Origin of the sequence: Microbacterium sp. LMI13-1-1.1 (assembly GCF_040815625.1) — a bacterium.
Taxonomy (GTDB): Bacteria; Actinomycetota; Actinomycetes; order Actinomycetales; family Microbacteriaceae; genus Microbacterium; species Microbacterium forte.
In genome coordinates this window covers 230,366-247,341 of sequence record NZ_JBFPNL010000006.1, presented here as the reverse complement: position 1 = coordinate 247,341, position 16,976 = coordinate 230,366, and the positions used below count along the sequence as shown (strand labels likewise).

General features: G+C 70.1%; 11 protein-coding genes and 1 other RNA gene. 4 read left to right on the top strand and 8 right to left on the bottom strand.

From position 1 onward, the window contains the following. Positions 1–31: 31 nt before the first annotated feature. From MRBLMI13_RS14550 to ffs, 8 genes are all read right to left on the bottom strand, one after another. Entirely contained in the window at positions 32–1,111 is a 1,080-nt protein-coding gene (locus MRBLMI13_RS14550) for a DUF2207 family protein (protein ID WP_367823562.1), read from the bottom strand. 2 nt (positions 1,112–1,113) lie between these two features. Then, on the bottom strand, positions 1,114–3,618 hold the full coding sequence (locus MRBLMI13_RS14545; RefSeq protein ID WP_367823564.1) for a glycoside hydrolase family 65 protein: 2,505 nt from the start codon (positions 3,616–3,618) through the stop codon (positions 1,114–1,116). Beyond that, positions 3,615–4,421 carry an HAD family hydrolase gene (locus MRBLMI13_RS14540; protein WP_309690433.1) on the bottom strand — a complete coding sequence of 269 codons (807 nt, stop codon included), beginning with the start codon at positions 4,419–4,421 and terminating at the stop codon, positions 3,615–3,617. Before MRBLMI13_RS14540 ends, MRBLMI13_RS14545 begins: the two co-directional genes overlap by 4 nt. Positions 4,422–4,526: 105 nt before the next feature. Next, the gene (locus MRBLMI13_RS14535; protein ID WP_367823566.1) at positions 4,527–5,747 is read right to left on the bottom strand and encodes an acetate/propionate family kinase; all 1,221 of its coding nucleotides are present in this window, start codon (positions 5,745–5,747) and stop codon (positions 4,527–4,529) included. Beyond that, a complete protein-coding gene (gene pta, locus MRBLMI13_RS14530) occupies positions 5,744–7,867 on the bottom strand; it encodes a phosphate acetyltransferase (protein WP_367823568.1) in 2,124 nt (707 codons plus the stop codon). Before pta ends, MRBLMI13_RS14535 begins: the two co-directional genes overlap by 4 nt. Before the next feature lie 60 nt (positions 7,868–7,927). Beyond that, complete coding sequence (locus tag MRBLMI13_RS14525) at positions 7,928–8,683, bottom strand: hypothetical protein (protein WP_367823570.1); 756 nt, start codon at positions 8,681–8,683, stop codon at positions 7,928–7,930. Further along, positions 8,680–9,297 (bottom strand): rhomboid family intramembrane serine protease, encoded by a 618-nt coding sequence (locus MRBLMI13_RS14520; RefSeq protein ID WP_367823572.1) that lies wholly within the window; start codon positions 9,295–9,297, stop codon positions 8,680–8,682. The genes MRBLMI13_RS14525 and MRBLMI13_RS14520 overlap by 4 nt, the downstream gene beginning before the upstream one ends. Before the next feature lie 43 nt (positions 9,298–9,340). Next, positions 9,341–9,437: signal recognition particle sRNA small type (gene ffs, locus MRBLMI13_RS14515), an RNA gene on the bottom strand. 50 nt (positions 9,438–9,487) lie between these two features. On the opposite strand from ffs, the gene MRBLMI13_RS14510 reads away from it, so the two are divergent. From MRBLMI13_RS14510 to MRBLMI13_RS14495, 4 genes are all read left to right on the top strand, one after another. Further along, the gene (locus MRBLMI13_RS14510) at positions 9,488–12,391 is read left to right on the top strand and encodes a hypothetical protein (RefSeq protein ID WP_367823574.1); all 2,904 of its coding nucleotides are present in this window, start codon (positions 9,488–9,490) and stop codon (positions 12,389–12,391) included. A gap of 123 nt (positions 12,392–12,514) precedes the next feature. Continuing rightward, positions 12,515–13,504, top strand: coding sequence for an AAA family ATPase (locus tag MRBLMI13_RS14505; RefSeq protein WP_042539622.1), 990 nt, complete (start codon positions 12,515–12,517; stop codon positions 13,502–13,504). A 13-nt stretch (positions 13,505–13,517) separates the two neighbouring features. After that, positions 13,518–14,729, top strand: a complete 1,212-nt coding sequence (locus MRBLMI13_RS14500) for a DUF58 domain-containing protein (RefSeq protein ID WP_367823576.1) — start codon at positions 13,518–13,520, stop codon at positions 14,727–14,729. Further along, a complete protein-coding gene (locus tag MRBLMI13_RS14495; RefSeq protein ID WP_367823578.1) occupies positions 14,716–16,971 on the top strand; it encodes a transglutaminaseTgpA domain-containing protein in 2,256 nt (751 codons plus the stop codon). The genes MRBLMI13_RS14500 and MRBLMI13_RS14495 overlap by 14 nt, the downstream gene beginning before the upstream one ends. Positions 16,972–16,976: the final 5 nt, after the last annotated feature.

Here is a 16,976-nt window from a genome sequence, read left to right as displayed (position 1 = left end):
ACCGCTCAGGCCGCCGACGTGCGGCGAGGAATCAGGAAGACACGGCCTCGAAGACGCCGCCGACGACTTCGACGACCCCACCTGTCGCGTCGACGAGCTCGCCGACCGCGCTCACGAGATGCACGACGCCGCCCACCAGCTCGATCACGTCGATCACGGCCCCCGCCACCTCCATGGCACCATCGATCCCCTCGGCGACACGCAGCTCCCGCGACTCGGTCTGCAGCACAGCCGTCCACGATCGTTCGAGGCCGAAGAGCACCGCATAGGGCAGCAGTCGCTCGTTGAGCAGGAACCTCTGGAGTCGTGCGCTCGAGGCCTCAGCAGAGACATCCGCCCTCAGCTCTGCTCCCCCGGCGGATTGCGAGAACCGCAGCGGCTCCGCCTCGGCGAGGGCGATGTACTCGCGCATCCCGGCGAGATGCGCGCGCATCGGCTGCGCGGCCGGGCGGAATCGGCGCCACGGCCGCGGTGCGACCGCGATGGCGGCGATCGCGACGACCAGACCGGCGATCAGCACCACGTAGAGCGCGGCTCCCGGTTCGCTCACCGCCCAGGCGGCGACGAGCAGGAGCAGGCAGACCCCGATCACCAGCACGGCAGCGACGCGGATCAGGAACGTGGCCCACCCGCGTCGTCCCCGGGCGATGAGCCCCGCGGACGCGAGTCGCTTCTCCGTCTCGTCGAGGACTCCGCGCACTCGGCGGTGCAGCGCCCGAGCATCCGAGCTGAACCGTCGCACTCGCCCCGGAGTGTGATCCGGACCGAACAGCGCCTCGAGGACGCTGAGCTCCTCGGGCGTGAACGTCGCGCCGTCGACGATCTCCATGCCGACAGGCGCACGCTTTCGCGACCCGCCCGACTCCGCCGCATCTGCATCGACCAGCAGCCGCACCTTGCGGCGTACGGCCAGGTCGATCAGAGCGGCGGCGACCGCCTTCCGATCCGCATTCAGCAGCAGTGCGTCGTACAGCACGGTTGCGCCCTCTGCGGGCGTGAACCGCGCCCCGGGCGACGCCACGCGCTGCGCGGAGCGCGCACGCTCGACCACGGCGAGCACCAGCAGGAGCAGCGCGGGCGCCAGCCCGAACAGCACTGCAGTGATCAGCACCCTCAGTCGATCGATTCGATGATGGGGATCGCGGTCGTGATCACCGGGACGGATGCCGACAGGCGCGTGCCGTCTTCACGAAGAGCGTCCGCGAACTGCCGCAGCGACGGGCGGCCGGGGATCAGCGGTCCCTGGTCCGCGAGCGGCACGACGACCTCGCGATCGGTCGTGGCGATGTACGCGACGTCGCGCACCGTGAACGGCACCGGGTCTCCGCTGTCCACGCGGACGCGCAGCTCGCCCGTGGTGAGCGTGATCTGCAACGCGGATCCCTGCCACTGCAGCGGGTACGACAGCGACGGCCAGTCGGCGGGTAGCCGCGGGTCGAAGCTGAGCTCGCCGGCGTAGTCGCGCATGCCGCCGAAGCCGCACACGAGAGCCGTCCACACGCCACCGGCGGAGGCGACGTGCACGCCGTCTGCCGCATTGTGGTGCAGGTCGTGCAGGTCGACGAACAGCGACTGGCGGAAGTACTGCAGAGCGAGATCCTGGTAGCCGACCTCGGCGGCGAGGATCGACTGCACGACCGCCGACAGCGTCGAGTCACCGGTGGTCAGCGGGTCGTAGTAGTCGAAGTCCGCCTTCTTCTCCTCCGGCGTGAAGTGGTTGCCCTGCAGGAACAGTGCGAGCACGACATCCGCCTGCTTCAGCACCTGGAACCGGTAGATGACGAGCGGGTGGAAGTGCAGCAGCAGCGGGCGCTGCTCCTTCGGCGTGTGGGCCAGATCCCATACCTCGCGCTCGAGGAACAGCGAGTCCTGCGGGTGGATGCCGAGGCGCTCGCTGAACGGGATGAACATCGCGTCGGCGGCGCGCTCCCATCCCTCCGCCTCGCCCTCGGCGAGCCCGGTGCGCTCGACGACCCTGGCGAACTCCTCGCCGTCGACCTCCTGCGCCTCTCGCACGACCCTCGCCGCGTAGCGCAGGTTGTAGCGCGCCATGACGTTCGTGTAGAGGTTGTCGTTGACCACGGTCGTGTACTCGTCGGGCCCCGTCACACCGTGGATGTGGAAGGTCTCGATGCCGTCGTCGTCCTTCGTGTCGGCGACGAGCCGCGAGGTGCGCCAGAAGCCGAGCGTGGCCCACAGGCGAGCCGTCTCGATGGCGATGTCGATGCCCTCACGGCGCAGGAAGTCCTCGTCGCCGGTCGCACGCACGTACTTGCCGAGCGCGAAGCTGACGTCGGCGTTGATGTGGTACTGAGCGGTGCCGGCCGCGTAGTAGGCCGATGCCTCTTCGCCGTTGATCGTGCGCCAGGGGAACAGCGCGCCCGCCTCATTGAGCTGCGCGGCCCTTCGGCGGGCTGCAGGCAGCATGAGCACTCGCGCCCGAAGCGCGTTGCGCGCCCACTGCGGCGACGTGTAGGTGAGGAACGGGAGCACATAGATCTCGGTGTCCCAGAAGTAGTGGCCGCTGTATCCGGATCCCGAGACGCCCTTCGCCGGCACACCCGTTCCGTCGGCGCGCGCCGACGCCTGAGCGAGCTGCAGGAGGCACCAGCGGGTCGCCTGCTGGATGTCGTCGTGCCCGCCGATCTGCACGTCGCTGCGACCCCAGAAGGCGGCGAGCCACTCGACCTGCCGGTCGAACTGCGCCTGGACGCCCTCGAAGGCGACGCGGTCGAGCGACCGACGGCAGCGATCGACGAGCTCGCGAGCCGGCACGCCCCGGGAGGTGTGGTAGCTGACGAGCTTGGTGACCGTGATGGGCACTCCGGCCTTCGCCTGCACGCGGAACACGTTCTTCGAGATGTCGGCCTCGATCAGCGTGCGCGACGTGTAGTCGTTCTCGGTCTCGATGATGTGATCGGCGACGACGGCGACCGTCATTCCGGAGTCGGCGACGCTGTACGACAGCGCCGAGCGCAATCCGTCCTGCCAGTACTCGCCGGGCTCGAGCACGCGCTCGGCGATCTTCTCGGCCTTGCGCGGATCGAATCCGCCCTTCGCCTGGTTGGGTGTGCCCGCGTAGACGCCGGCACCGTCCTGGCGGTTGATCATCTGGCAGCTGACGGTGACGGGGGCGTCGGCGTTCTCGACGACGACCTCGAGACGGAGCACGGCGAGGTGACGCTCCTCGAAGCTGACGATGCGCTCGTCGCGCATGCGCACGCGCTTGCCCGACGGCGTCTCCCACACCACGACGCGCTCGAGCACTCCGGTGCGCATGTCGAGCGTGCGGCGGTACTCGCGCACGTCGGCCTCGTCGAACGAGATCGGCTCGTCGTCGACGTACACGCGCATGACCTTGGCATCGGGTGCGTTGACGATCGTCTGCCCGACCTCGGCGAAGCCGTATGCCTGCTCGGCGTGCCGGATCGGCCAGGTCTCGTGCAGACCGTTGATGAAGGTGCCGTGCTCGTGGGCACCACGACCCTCGATGTGGTTGCCCCTGAGCCCGAGGTAGCCGTTGCCGACGGCGAACAGGGTCTCGGCCACTCCGTCTTCGGAGTATCGCGTCTCGATGAGTCGCCAGGGGTCGACGGGGAAGCGGTCGCGGTCGATCATGCGGGGTCCTCGTTGTCGGAGCGGGTGTCCTGGTCGGCGGAGTCTGAATCGGAGCGCGCACCCTCGTCGGCGGCGGCGTCGACGAACACGTCGAGATCGCTGACGACGACGGTGGCACCGGCGGCGCGCAGCGCGTCGGCTCCGGTGCCGCGGTCGACGCCGACGACGACCCCGAACCCGGCGGCGGCCGCGGAGGCCGCTCCCGAGGTGGCATCCTCGACGGCGATGCTGCGGGCCGGATCGACGCCCAGCGCCGCGGCACCGGCGCTGAACATGTCGGCGGCGGGCTTCGAGGCGAGGTTGTCGCGTTCTGCGACGACACCGTCGACCACGACGCGGAAGAACGAGCGGAGGCCGGCCGCGGCGAGCACCTCTTCGGCGTTCTTGGAGCTGGAGACGACGCCGATCGGGATGCCGGCCGCGTGCAGCTTCTCGACGAGCGCCAGCGAGCCGGGGAACGGTGCGATGCCCTCGCCCCGCAGGGACTCGGCGAATGCGGCGTTCTTGCGATTGCCTATGCCGCAGATCGTCTCGGCCTCGGGCGGGTCGTCGACCGCTCCCCAGGGGATCTCGACGTTGCGGCTGCGCAGCAGGCTCGCCACTCCGTCATAGCGCTTCTTGCCGTCGACGTAGTCGAAGTAGTCGGCATCCGAGTACGCCGGCGTGATCCCCCAGCGTTCGAACACGTCGTCGAACACGACCTTCCAGGCGCGCATGTGCACCTCGGCGGTCGGCGTCAGCACCCCGTCGAGGTCGAACAGGACGCCTTCGGCGCGGAGCGGATCGGGCAGAGCTTCGGGCACAGGAGCCTCCAGGAGAAGGACGAGGGGTTGTTCCGGCACCTCTCCGTGCCACTGTGCAAGCGTAGTGCGGCCCGGCGCCGGGCGGTAACCCCCGAGGCGTGTCGATCAGAGCAGGCGAGAGGTCTGTCTCGCGATCTCGAGCTCCTCGTCGGTGGGCACGACGAGCACGGTGACCCGCGAGTCGTCGGTGGAGATCCGTCGGATGCCGCGCTGCCGCGCGGTGTTGCGCCCCTGATCGATCTCGACGCCGGCGAATCCGAGCGTGGCCATCGCCTCTGCGCGCACGACGGCCGCGTTCTCGCCGACCCCCGCGGTGAAGGAGATCACGTCGACACCGCCGAGCTGGGCGATGTACGACCCCGCGTAGGCGCGCAGGCGGTGGATGTAGACGTCGAACGCGAGCGTCGCCGCCGCGTCTCCGGCATCCCTGCCGGCGAGGATGTCGCGCATGTCGCTGTGCCCTGCGAGCCCCTTCAGGCCGCTGCGCGAGTTCAGGAGCACGTCGAGATCGTCGATCGAATATCCGGCTCTCCGCGACAGATGCACCAGCGCCGCGGGGTCGAGGTCTCCCGAGCGGGTTCCCATCACGAGTCCTTCGAGCGGCGTCAGCCCCATCGACGTCTCGACCGATCGTCCACCGTCGATCGCGGTCACCGATGCGCCGTTGCCGAGGTGGAAGACGATCTGCCGCAGTGTGCCGAGGTCGCGTCGGAGGAACGCGGCGGCCGATTCGCTCACGAACTGGTGGCTCGTGCCGTGGAATCCGTATCGACGCACCCGGTGCTCGGCGGCGAGCTCGGCGTCGATCGCGTACGTGTAGGCGGCCGGAGGGAGGGTCTGGTGGAAGGCCGTGTCGAACACGGCGACGTGCGGGACGCCGGAGAACACCGCCTTCGCCGCGACGATGCCGGCCAGGTTCGCCGGGTTGTGCAGCGGGGCGAGCACCGAGAGCTCCTCGATCTGCTCCTCGACGTTCCGAGTCACGAGCGTCGGCGCATAGAACCGCGCCCCGCCGTGCACCACGCGGTGCCCGACCGCGACCGGAGGATGCTCGTCGAGCAACGGACCGTGCTCGGCGAACTGCTCGAGCATCACCGTGAAGGCCGCGCCGTGATCGGCGACGGGGCGCTCGGAGTCGTATGAGGCGTCGAGCATCGCCACGACCGCATCCGCAGTGGTGTCCGGACGGATCGTGTGCCGGACCGCGCTGAGGTCCTGACCGATCCGCTCGATGAGCCCCGCGGCGAGCTCGTTCTCGTTCTCGATGTCGATCAGGCTGTACTTGAGCGACGAGGACCCGCTGTTGATGACGAGGATCGCGCTCACGCCGCCGCTCCTTCGGACTGCGCCTGGATGGCGGTGATCGCCACGGTGTTGACGATGTCGTCGACCAGCGCACCGCGCGACAGATCGTTGATCGGCTTGTTGAGTCCCTGCAGCACCGGGCCGATCGCGACGGCGCCCGCCGAGCGCTGCACGGCCTTGTAGGTGTTGTTGCCGGTGTTGAGGTCGGGGAAGACGAAGACGGTCGCGCGGCCGGCCACCGCGGAGTCGGGGAGCTTCGCCTTCGCCACCGCGGCGTCTGCGGCGGCGTCGTACTGGATCGGTCCCTCGACGAGCAGCTCCGGGGCGCGCTCGTGCACGAGGGCGGTGGCCGCGCGGACCTTGTCGACGTCGGCGCCCGACCCCGATTCGCCGGTCGAGTACGACAGCATCGCGATGCGGGGCTCGATGCCGAACTGCTGCGCGGTCGCCGCAGACGAGATCGCGATGTCGGCCAGCTGCTCGCTGGTCGGATCCGGGATCACCGCGCAGTCGCCGTACACGAGCACGCGGTCGGCGAGCGCCATGAGGAAGACGCTCGAGACGACGGTGACTCCCGGCTTCGTCTTGATGATCTCGAACGACGGACGGATGGTGTGTGCTGTCGTGTGGGCGGCGCCCGAGACCATGCCGTCGGCGAGCCCGAGGTGCACCATCATCGTTCCGAAGTACGAGACGTCGGTGACGGTGTCGGCCGCCTGTGCCAGCGTGATGCCCTTGTGCGCCCGCAGCCGCGCATACTCCGTCGCGAAGCGCTCGACCATCTCGGGATCGGTCGGGCTGATCACCTGTGCCGCCGAGATGTCGACGCCGAGCTCGACGGCGCGCGCCCGGATCGCCGACTCGTCGCCGAGGATCGTGAGGTCCGCGACCTCGCGCGCCAGCAGAGTGGCGGCCGCGCGGAGGATGCGATCGTCATCGCCCTCCGGCAGCACGATGCGCCGACGGTCGGAGCGTGCGCGCTCGATGAGTCCGTACTCGAACATCAGCGGAGTCACGACGCGCGACTCGGCGAGCCCCAGCTGGGTGGTGAGCTCGGCGATGTCGACGTGGGTCTGGAAGAGCCCCAGCGCGCGATCGTAGCGGCCGCGGGACTCGGGAGAGATGCGACCCCGCGCTCCCATCACGCGCACCGCGGTGTCGTAGGTGCCGAGGTCCGTCGCGATGATCGGCACGGTCGAGGTGAAGCCGTCGAGCAGCTGCACGATCGGCTCGGGAAGAGGGAAAGGGCCGTTGAGGATGATGCCCGCGACCCGCGGGAACGTGCCGGAGGCATCGGCGAGAAGCGTCGCCAGCAGCACCTCGGTGCGGTCGGCGGGGATCACCACCACCGACTCCTCCGTGAGCCGGGGAAGCACATTGACCATCGACATGCCCGCGACCACGATCGTCAGGGCCTCGCGGCCGAGACGATCAGGGTCGCCCTTGATGAGCCGGCCGTCGACGGCCGCGAGGATGCCGTCGATCGACGGCGCCACCAGCGTGCGGTCCTCGGGGATCGCCCAGACGGGCGTGGTCTTCTGCGGACGCACCGCTGCGACCGCCTCCTCGATCCCGTCGAGCTGCTCGGGGTCGGCTCGATTCACGATCACCGCGAACAGCTCGGCGCGCTCGACCTCGAGTTCGGAGAGCGCGAGCGCCCCGATCTGCCCGACCGCGGCGGGAGTGCGGGCGGTGGTGGTTCCCAGCTGCTCGGCCTGACGCTGCTGATCGCGACCGCTCAGCACGAGCAGCACGGGCGCTGCCAGGTTCGCGGCGATCCGGGCGTTGTACCCGAGCTCTGCGGGGCTGGCGACATCGGTGTAGTCGCTGCCGATGATGACCACGGCGTCGCACTGCGCCTCGACGGCCTTGAACCGAGCGACGATCGTCGAGAGCGCCCGGTCGGGGTCGTCACGCACATCGTCATAGGTCACGCCGATGCAGTCCTCGTAGTCGAGGTGCACTCCGTCGTGCGCGAGCAGCAGCTCGAGCACGTCGTCGCGCTCGGTGACCGACCGCGCTATCGGACGGAAGACGCCCACCCGGGGCGTGACGCGCATGAGCGCATCGAGCACACCGAGGGCGATGGTCGACTTGCCTGTATGGCCTTCGGCCGAGGTGATGTATATGCTCTGCGCCACAGCTCCACCCTAGGTGCACGACCTCATGATCTCGCTGGGTTGACAGCCGTGCGAAATCGCTCAGCAGGGCGCGGAGAGAGCGTCGACCACGGCCGCGGCATCCGACGCGTAGCGCGTGTAGTAGGTGGGGTCGACGTTGATCTGCACCCGGTGGATCGCGAGCGAGGGGTCCATCGACTGCCAGTCGGGCACCCTCGCGAGACGCTCGTAGAACAGCGTCGCGGCGGTCGCCGGGTCCATGCGCTGCTCGGCCGACCCCCACCAGTGCTGCTGCTGGAAGAGTCCGATGCTCGTCGTCCGGCTGCCGTCGGGGTTGGTGAACCCGATCGTCTCCCAGTCTCCGTAGTCGATGTTGTTCAGGCTGCTCTCGCCCATCGCCGTCATCACTCCGAGGATCTGGCCGTCGCGACCGAAGCCGAGCGCGGTCGCCGTCTGCATGATGGTCGCGGCATTCTCGAGCTGCTCGCCCTGCCACCCCGCGACGCCAGACTCGGGGAAAGTGGTCGGATCGGTGATGCAGATCGCCAGCGGCTTCTCGTGAGCGAGCCCCAGCGGGATCAGCACCACGGCGAGCGCGACGACGATCACGGCCGCGACGGACAACGCGATGCGACGCAGCAGCTTCGCTCGGCGCATCCGCTGCTGCGCTCGACGACGCGGCGACGCACGGCGCGTGCGCGAGCTCAGACGGGTCGGCGCCTTCCCTCTCGCCGACTTCCTGGCTGTCGGCTTTCTGCCGGCCGGCTTCTTTCCGGGCTTCTTTCCGACCGGTTTCTTGCGAGTCGCGGCGCCTCGGGTGCTCCTGGTCGTGCTCATGAGCCTCGGGTCGTGGTGCTGCCTCTGCCGACGAACGCGGCGAGGCCGCCGCCGATCGCGCCGAACAGATGCGCCTGCCACGAGATGCCCTCGCGCACGCCGACGACGCCCGCGAGCATGGATCCGCCGTAGAGGCCGATGACGATGAGCGCGACGATCGCGTAGAGAACGCGGTGTGCCACTCTTCCCGGCGCGAAGACCCGCATCACGGTGTATCCGAAGTATCCGAAGACGAGGCCCGACGCCCCGACCGTCAACGCCCCCGGGGAGTTCACGAGCCACGTGCCGAGGCCGCCGATCACGGCGGCGAACGCGGTGACGGTCCAGAACCGGCGTGCGCCCTCGACCGCGACGAGGCAGCCGAGCACGAGAAGCGGCACGGTGTTGCCGATCAGGTGCGCCCAATCCGCATGCAGAAGAGGACCGACGACGATGCCGCCGAGGCCCGAGAGATCCCACGACCGGAGCCCGAAGCCCGTGAAAGAGCCGGGGAGGACCGCGTCGACGAGCTGCACAGCCCACATCAGGGCGACGAGCAGAAGCGGCGCTGCGAAACGACCGAGAGCACTGGAGCGCGGGGAATCGGCGGTGCTGATCACATCTGGCCCTGTCACGTCACGATCCTGTCAGGACTGGCCCGGAGGACGCTGACAAAAAGAAAGTGACCCTCCGCGCACCCAGCAGAGCCCGGTTACCCTTGCTGCGTTTCCGCCCTGGGGGAATTGGCCTGGATGCCGCCACGCGGAGAGCCGTCGACAAGTCTAGCCGATGTCGGCACCCGCTCTTTGACAGACTGGGCAGGTCATGGATCCCGTCACCGCCGCTCCCCTGTCGACGTGGCGCTTTCCGGGCACACTTCGCACCTACCAGGCCGAGGTCCTCGAGCGTCTCGCACCGGGAGGAGCGGGTCCGCTGCACATCGTCGCCCCGCCCGGCGCCGGGAAGACCCTGCTCGGCCTGCTGCTCGCCGCACGCGAAGGCCATCGCACCCTCGTGCTCTCGCCGACGGTGACGATCCGCCAGCAGTGGGTGCGCACCGCTGGGGCGCTGGCGCCGCAGGCCGCGGCCGTCTCGGACGACCCTGAGCGGATCGGCGACCTCACGGCGCTGACCTATCAGCTGCTCAGCGTGACCGGAGACGGGTCGCCGTTCGACGATCTCGCCCGCTCGGTGTGGCTGGAGGAGCTCACGGCGAGCGGGCGCGTGGAGGCGGATGCGGCGACGTGGCTCGCCGAACTCGCGATCGACAACCCGGGGAGGTACCGCTCCGGCATCCGCACCCGCTCCCGGCGCCTGCGCTCGCACTTCGCGAGGCGACGGCCCTCCGAACTCGCCCGCGTGCTGCATCCGAACGCCGTCGCCCTCATCGATCGTCTCGTGGCCGCGGGTGTGCGCACGGTCGTGCTCGACGAATGCCATCACCTCCTCGATCACTGGGCCATCGTGGTCGCGTACCTCGTCGGTCGCATCCGCGAAAGTGGCGTCGAGCCGCTGCTGATCGGCCTGACCGCGACCCTTCCGTCTCCCGACGACGAGACCGAGTTCGAGAACTACAGCCAGCTGCTCGGCGAGGTCGACTACGAGGTGCCGACCCCCGCCGTGGTGAAGGAGGGCCATCTGGCCCCCTATCGCGACCACGTGATGTTCACCGAGCCCACGCCCGCAGAGGCCGGATTCATCCGTCGTCGCGAGGCCCTGCTCCACGACATGATCACCCGGGTGCTGTCGACTCCCGACGCGGTGTCGTACCTCGAACATCAGCTGCAACCGACAGATGACCCCGACGATGAGGCAACTCCGCTCACACGCGTCGACCGCGCGTTCTCGACAGACTTCCCTCTCACGCGATCATGCGCTGTCGTGCTGCGCGAGGTCGCACCACGGCATCCGCTCGTCGCCGCGATCCCGCCGATGCTGCTCGAGCGCTGCACCACCGACGACCTGCTCACGGTGCTCTCGCGCTTCGCCCAGGTGCGACTGCTGTCGGACCCCGCCGCCGCACGGCAGTGGGAGTACGTCCGACGCTCTCTCGCCGACTTCGGCTACTCCCTCACCGACCGAGGCATCCGTCGGGGCCGCAACCCGGTCGAGAGCACCCTGGCATTCTCGGCGGCGAAGGATCATGCGGCCGTCGAGATCCTCCGCCGAGAGCTCGACGGCGGCGACGGCGACCGCATCCGCGCCGTCGTCGTCACCGACTTCGTCGAGCACGGCAACAACCGGGGCCTGTCCGGCGACGCGCCGGCCGGGGCCTTGCGCGCGTTCGATCTGCTCGCCGTCGACGACGCCACCGCGGCGCTCCGGCCCGTGCTGCTCACCTCCGGGCACCTGCGCGTCCGCGCCGACGATGCGGTCGACCTCGCCGGGGCGCTGGCCGAGCTGATCGGCGAACCCGTCGAGGTCGCCGCGGGCATCGGGCCCGTGCGCGATCTCGAGGTGCGGGGCGTCGGAAGCGGACGTCTCGTCGGCGCGGTGTCGGAACTGATCCGCCGAGGCGACGTGCGGCTGCTCGTCGGCACCCGCGGCCTTCTGGGCGAAGGCTGGGACTGCCCGGCCGTCAACACCCTGATCGACCTCACCACCGTGGCCACCTCATCGGGCACACAGCAGCTTCGGGGCCGCACCCTGCGGCTGGATCCGGACTGGCCGGAGAAGGTCGCGCACAACTGGTCGGTCGTCTGCCTGATCCCCTCGGATGTCGACCTCGACGACTCGTCTGAACCGGCTCGACTGCGCCGCCGTCATTCGCACCTGTGGGGTCTGAGCGCCGACGGCGACGGTCGGATCGTGAGCGGACTCGGCCACGCGCTCCCCACCGCGGTCGCCGAGGCATGGGAGCGAGTACTCGACAAGGACACGTCCACCTCCATCGGCGATCTCGACGCACTGCTGCGCGAACAGTGGCCGACCCGGAGCAGCACCAGGAGCGAGTGGCGGATCGGCGAGCGATATGAACCGCGCGAACGTGAGGTCGTGGCGGTGCGTCGCGCCCCGCGCGCACCGCTGCTGCGCACTGCGCAGGCAGCGGGTGCCGGCGCGGTGGGATCCTTCGTCGCCGGAACGGCCGGAGTCGGCGGCCTCGTCGGCGTGCTCATCGCGTGGGGAGCCGATGTCACGCCGCTGCTGTGGACCGCGCTCGCGCTCGGCGGTGGCGTCGCCGCTGCCGCGGTCTCATCACTGCGGATGCTCGCGCGGCTGCTGCGCGACAGCCGGCGACCCGCCGGGATCTACCGGGCGGCGGCGATCGCCGTCGCCCGAACCCTGCACGACGCGAACCGGATCGGCCCCGTCGACGACACCATGATCGTGGCACGACCGGACGATGCGGATCCGACCCGGATCCGCATCGAGATGGGAGGCTCAGCCCACGACGCGCGGATGATCGCAGACGCCGTCGAGGAGCTCTTCGCGCCGGTGCGCACTCCGCGTTTCCTGCTGCGCATCGACTCCGCCGGCCTGCCACGTCTGCGACTGCTCGAGCGGCTCGCCGATCGCCTCTCGCCCGGACGCACTCTGCTCGCGGTGCCTCGGCTGATCGCTCGCCGTCGCGGTGACGCCGAACGCTTCCGCGAGCACTGGCAGGCGCTGATCGGCACCTGCACGCTGCACGAGCTCACCGGAGTCGAGGGGCTCGCGCTGCTGCGGATCGCCCGCAGCGCCGACTATCGACTCGACGCCGCGGAGCCCCGCGCCCGTGTCTGGGGCTGACGGTCGCGTCGCGGACCGCACCGCGCCCCGGACCCGGATCGGAGCACGGTTCCCACCCCATCCGTAGACAGCCGGGTTACGATCAGATCACGCGCACCGCAGCGCTCACGCGAGAGGGAACGCATGCCAGAGAACCCGCCCCTGACCCCGGCCGTCGTCGATGCCGAGCAGTTCGCCGCGCAGACGTCTGCCATCGTCGAGTCTGTCGGACGGGTCATCGACGGAAAGCCGGATGCCGTGCGGAGCGCTCTCGTGTGCCTGCTCGCCGAGGGCCACCTGCTGATCGAAGACGTACCGGGAGTCGGCAAGACGGTGCTGGCGCGCGCGCTGGCCGCGAGCGTGGATGCCACTGTGCGCCGCATCCAGTTCACCCCCGACCTCCTCCCCGGTGATGTGACGGGCGTGAGCGTCTACAACCCCGTCGACCGGGAGTTCGAGTTCAAGCGCGGCGCGGTGTTCGCGCACATCGTGATCGCCGACGAGATCAACCGCTCTTCTCCGAAGACGCAGTCCGCGCTGCTCGAAGCCATGGAAGAGGGGCAGGTGACCGTCGACGGATCGACGCACATGCTTCCCAACCCCTTCCTGGTCGTGGCGACCCAGAATCCTCTCGAGATGGAGGGCACCTACGCGCTGCCCGAAGCTCAGCGCGACCGCTTCATGATGCGCATCTCGATGGGCTACCCCGACGCGGCGGCCGAAGCCCTCATGCTCCGCCAGCGCGACACGGTGAACCCGCTCGCCGCGGTGCGAGCCGTCGCGAACGCGGGGTCGGTCTCGGGGCTGATCGCCTGGGCTCGCTCGGTGCACGTCGCCCCGGCGCTCGAGGAGTACACGGTCGCTCTCGCCCAGGCGACCCGCGCCGACCCCAACCTGCACCTCGGCGCGAGTCCGAGGGCGACCCTGCAGCTGATCCGGGCCGCGAAGGTCTGGGCGGCGCTCGATGGACGCGACTTCGTGATCCCCGACGACGTGACGGCGCTGATCGTCCCTGTTCTTGCGCACCGTCTTCTTCCGGCCCGTGGGGCGCACCGTGCGGGCGCCCAGCCCGTAGAAGCGGCCCTGCGACAGATCGTCGAGCGCGTGCGGGTGCCCGTGACGGCGCGCTCCTGACCCTCAGCTCGCCATGCCACACCGTCGAACCCTCACCCTTCGGGGCACGGGTGCGCTCCTCTCCGGTCTCGGCTGCCTGGTAGCGGCGAACATGGTCGGCGCGCCGATCCTGCTCTACATCGGCGTCCTCCTGCTCGCGCTCACCGCCTTCTCGGTGCTCGTCGTGCGGGTGCCGCGCCGTGCGGGTACGGTCACTCGTCAGATCTCGACCGACCTGCTGACGGTCTCGGAGACCTCTCGCGTCACGCTGCGCTTCACGCTGCGCGCCCTGCGCGTGCCGCGAGGTCTCTGGCGCGATGTGCTCCCGCCCGCGGTCACCGGCGATTCGGCCGGCGAGTACCCGTCGGAGACCGGCCAGCTGAGCTACCTGATCACCGGTGTGCGGCGCGGTGTATGGCCGATCGGTCCACTGGTGCTGCGAACGGTCGATCCGTTCGGCCTCGCCCAGCGCGAGCAGGCATTCGGCGAGACCCGCTCCGTGACGGTCGTGCCCGAGGTGTTCACACTCGCGCCGCTGACCGTCAAGGTCGGCGCCGCCGGCGGCACAGCGCACACCTCGTCGAGCCGACTCGGGCAGGGCAGCGACAATCTGTCGCCGCGCCGCTACATTCCCGGCGACTCGATGCGTCGCATCCATTGGAGGGCGACCGCGCACCGCGGGCAGCTGATGGTGCGCCAGGAAGAGGAGGAGTCGAGCCCCGACGCGCTCGTGATCCTCGACCGAAGCGCGGCGCGCTGGGCGCGCCCGGGCGACGACGAGGATCGAGCGTTCGAGACCGCCGTGTCGATGTGCGCCTCCGTCGCCGTGCACCTCGTGCAGGAGGGATACGGCGTCGACGTGATCGACAGCAGCGGCGCGCTCCTGGGCACCCTGCGCGGTCATGAAGACGACCGCGACGGTCTGCTCGTCGCCCTCGCGCTGGTCGGCCCGCGCGGGGACGCACGCGACATCATGACCCTGGTCGGCGGCACCCCGCCCGGCCCGCTCGTCTACATCACGGGCGAGATCGACGAAGAGGATGCCGCCCTGCTGCGTCCCTCCGGTGCCGCGGCCCCGATGCTGTTCGCGACCGCGCCGCAGCGCGGTGCCGCAGCGGCAGCCGAGCAGCACGGCTGGCGTTTCGCGCGACTGGGCGACGATGTCGCAGAGGCGTGGGAAGACGTGCTGCCCGACCGCATCGGCGGCCCCGCCGAGCAGCGGGGAGCGACCGATGTCACGAGCTGAGCGAAAGGCCGAGCGCGGATCCCGCCTCTCGTGGCACCGCGAACACGAGCTGCCGGCCGGCACGGTCGTGCCGTCGGTGCTGGCCGCGGCCGCCGGGCTCGTCGCGATGTGGCCGTTCACGTCGGTCATCGAGCCCGGCACGTGGTCGTTCGCGGTCCTGGCGGTGGTCGTCGTCACCGCGCTCACCGGCATGGCGTCGCGCACTCTGATGCGCGGCCGTCCGACCTGGGCGCGCGACCTCGTCACCATCGCCGTGCAGATCGTGGCGGTGATGGGCACCGTGACCCTGCTCGTCGCCGGCGACACCGCGGTGTTCGGCCTCATCCCCACCGACGCGACCTTGTTCACATTCCAGGCGCTCGCGGCCGCGGCGTGGGAGGAGATCACGTTCGGCTCTGCGCCGATCGCCGCCTCCCCCGGACTCGAAGCCGTGATGGGCGTGGGCTTCGGCATCGTCGCCATCCTGCTCGACCAGCTGGTCGCACAGCGCGGAGCGATCCTCGCCAGCCTTCTCACGGCCGTCGTCGGATCCGTGCCGATGATCGTCACCCTCGGCGGAGTCAACGTCGTCTGGTTCGTGATTCTCGGCATCCTGATCCTCGCCCTGCTGGGGTACACGGCGGCTCAGAACCCCGAATCGCCCCGACGCACATCGGTGGCGGTGGCTGCGGGCGTCGGCGTCGCGGCGCTCGCGGCGACCGTGATCGTCGCACCGGTCCTGCCGGTGTCGGCGAGCCTCGCGGGCACGGGCACGGGCGTCACGGTCGATGCGTCACTGCGGCTCGGCGATGACCTGCGCCAGCCGAACCCGGTCGAGGTGCTCACGTTGGCGACGACGGCGGACACGGCGCCCTACCTGCGACTCACGACACTGTCGACGTTCAACGGACGTGTGTGGGAGCCGGATCGCGGCGACCTGCAGGCGCAGAGCGAGGGATTCGGCCCCGCCGAGTGGACGGACGACATCGCGACCACCGACCAGAACACCTCCATCAGGGTGATCCGGATGTCGAGTTCCTGGCTTCCGGTGCCCTACCCCGCCACGAGCGTGCAGGGTCTCCCCTCGACCTGGAGGGTGAGCCCGGAGAACCGCACTCTGGCATCTCGCAGCGCGGATGCCGTCGGCAACGACTACACGGTGCGGTCGCTCGAGGTGTCACCGACCCTCGAGCAGATTCGCGCGCTGCCCGCCGCTGCACCGATCGTCGATCCCGGCACGGAGCCCGTCGAGCTGCCTGAGGTCATCGGCGAGACGGCGGCAGGCGTCACCGCTGACGCCACGAACGACTACGACCGGCTGATCGCGCTGCAGTCGTGGTTCCGCAGTCAGTTCTCCTACTCCCTGGAGACGCCGGTCGATGAGGGTTTCGACGGCACCGGCGCGGACGCGGTCGCGCGGTTTCTCGATGTGAAGTCGGGGTACTGCATCCACTTCGCCGGCGCGTTCGCGCTCATGGCGGAGAGCCTCGACATGGAGGTGCGCATCGTCGTCGGCTACCTGCCCGGCGCCCTGACGGAGACCACGCGCGGCGACGAAGCCGTGTACTCGGTTTCCAGCGACCAGCTGCACTCGTGGCCCGAGGTCCTCTTCCCCGGTGTCGGATGGGTGCCCTTCGAGCCGACCGCCTCGCTCGGGGTGCCCACGTCCTTCTCCGCGGCGGCGACCGCAGGCGGCGGTTCGGGCGGTGCTGCCACACCGGCTCCGACCGCCGCCCCCAGCACCGAGCAGACGTCGGGGCCCGAGCTCGAGCGTGAAGACGCGGGCGACAACGCCGGGGCGACCGGAGAGCTCCGGCGACTGGACCCGACCCCTGTCGTGCTGACGACGCTCGGCGTGCTGGTGGTGCTGCTGCTGCCCGCATTCGCTCGTCTCGCACTGCGCATCGCCCGGCGCGGACGCGCACGAGGCGGTGACGCAGGGGCGGCCTGGACCGAACTCCGGGCGACCATGCAGGATCTCCGCCTGCCGCTGTCGGATGCCGAGACGCCGCGCATGCGCGGCGACGATCTCATCAGGGACAGCCGGGTGGATGCCGACGCCATGCGGGTGCTCGTCGAAGCGGTCGAGCACGCCAGCTACGCGCGCCCCTCGGCCAGCGCGACGCGAGATCTCGACGCGGCTCTCGTCGAGGTGACGGCTCAGCTGCGCCGCAGTGTCGACAGGTGGACGAGACTGCACGCGTTCCTGCTTCCGCGATCGCTCTTCGCGAGCCGACGCACCGACGTGCCGCTGCTCACCTGAGCTCG

Coding starts and splice junctions, on each gene's coding strand:
- MRBLMI13_RS14545 (WP_367823564.1), bottom strand. CDS start 3,618: ATGATCGACCGCGACCGCTTCCCCGTCGACCCCTGGCGACTCATCGAG.
- MRBLMI13_RS14525 (WP_367823570.1), bottom strand. CDS start 8,683: ATGAGCACGACCAGGAGCACCCGAGGCGCCGCGACTCGCAAGAAACCG.
- MRBLMI13_RS14510 (WP_367823574.1), top strand. CDS start 9,488: ATGGATCCCGTCACCGCCGCTCCCCTGTCGACGTGGCGCTTTCCGGGC.
- MRBLMI13_RS14505 (WP_042539622.1), top strand. CDS start 12,515: ATGCCAGAGAACCCGCCCCTGACCCCGGCCGTCGTCGATGCCGAGCAG.
- MRBLMI13_RS14500 (WP_367823576.1), top strand. CDS start 13,518: ATGCCACACCGTCGAACCCTCACCCTTCGGGGCACGGGTGCGCTCCTC.
- MRBLMI13_RS14495 (WP_367823578.1), top strand. CDS start 14,716: ATGTCACGAGCTGAGCGAAAGGCCGAGCGCGGATCCCGCCTCTCGTGG.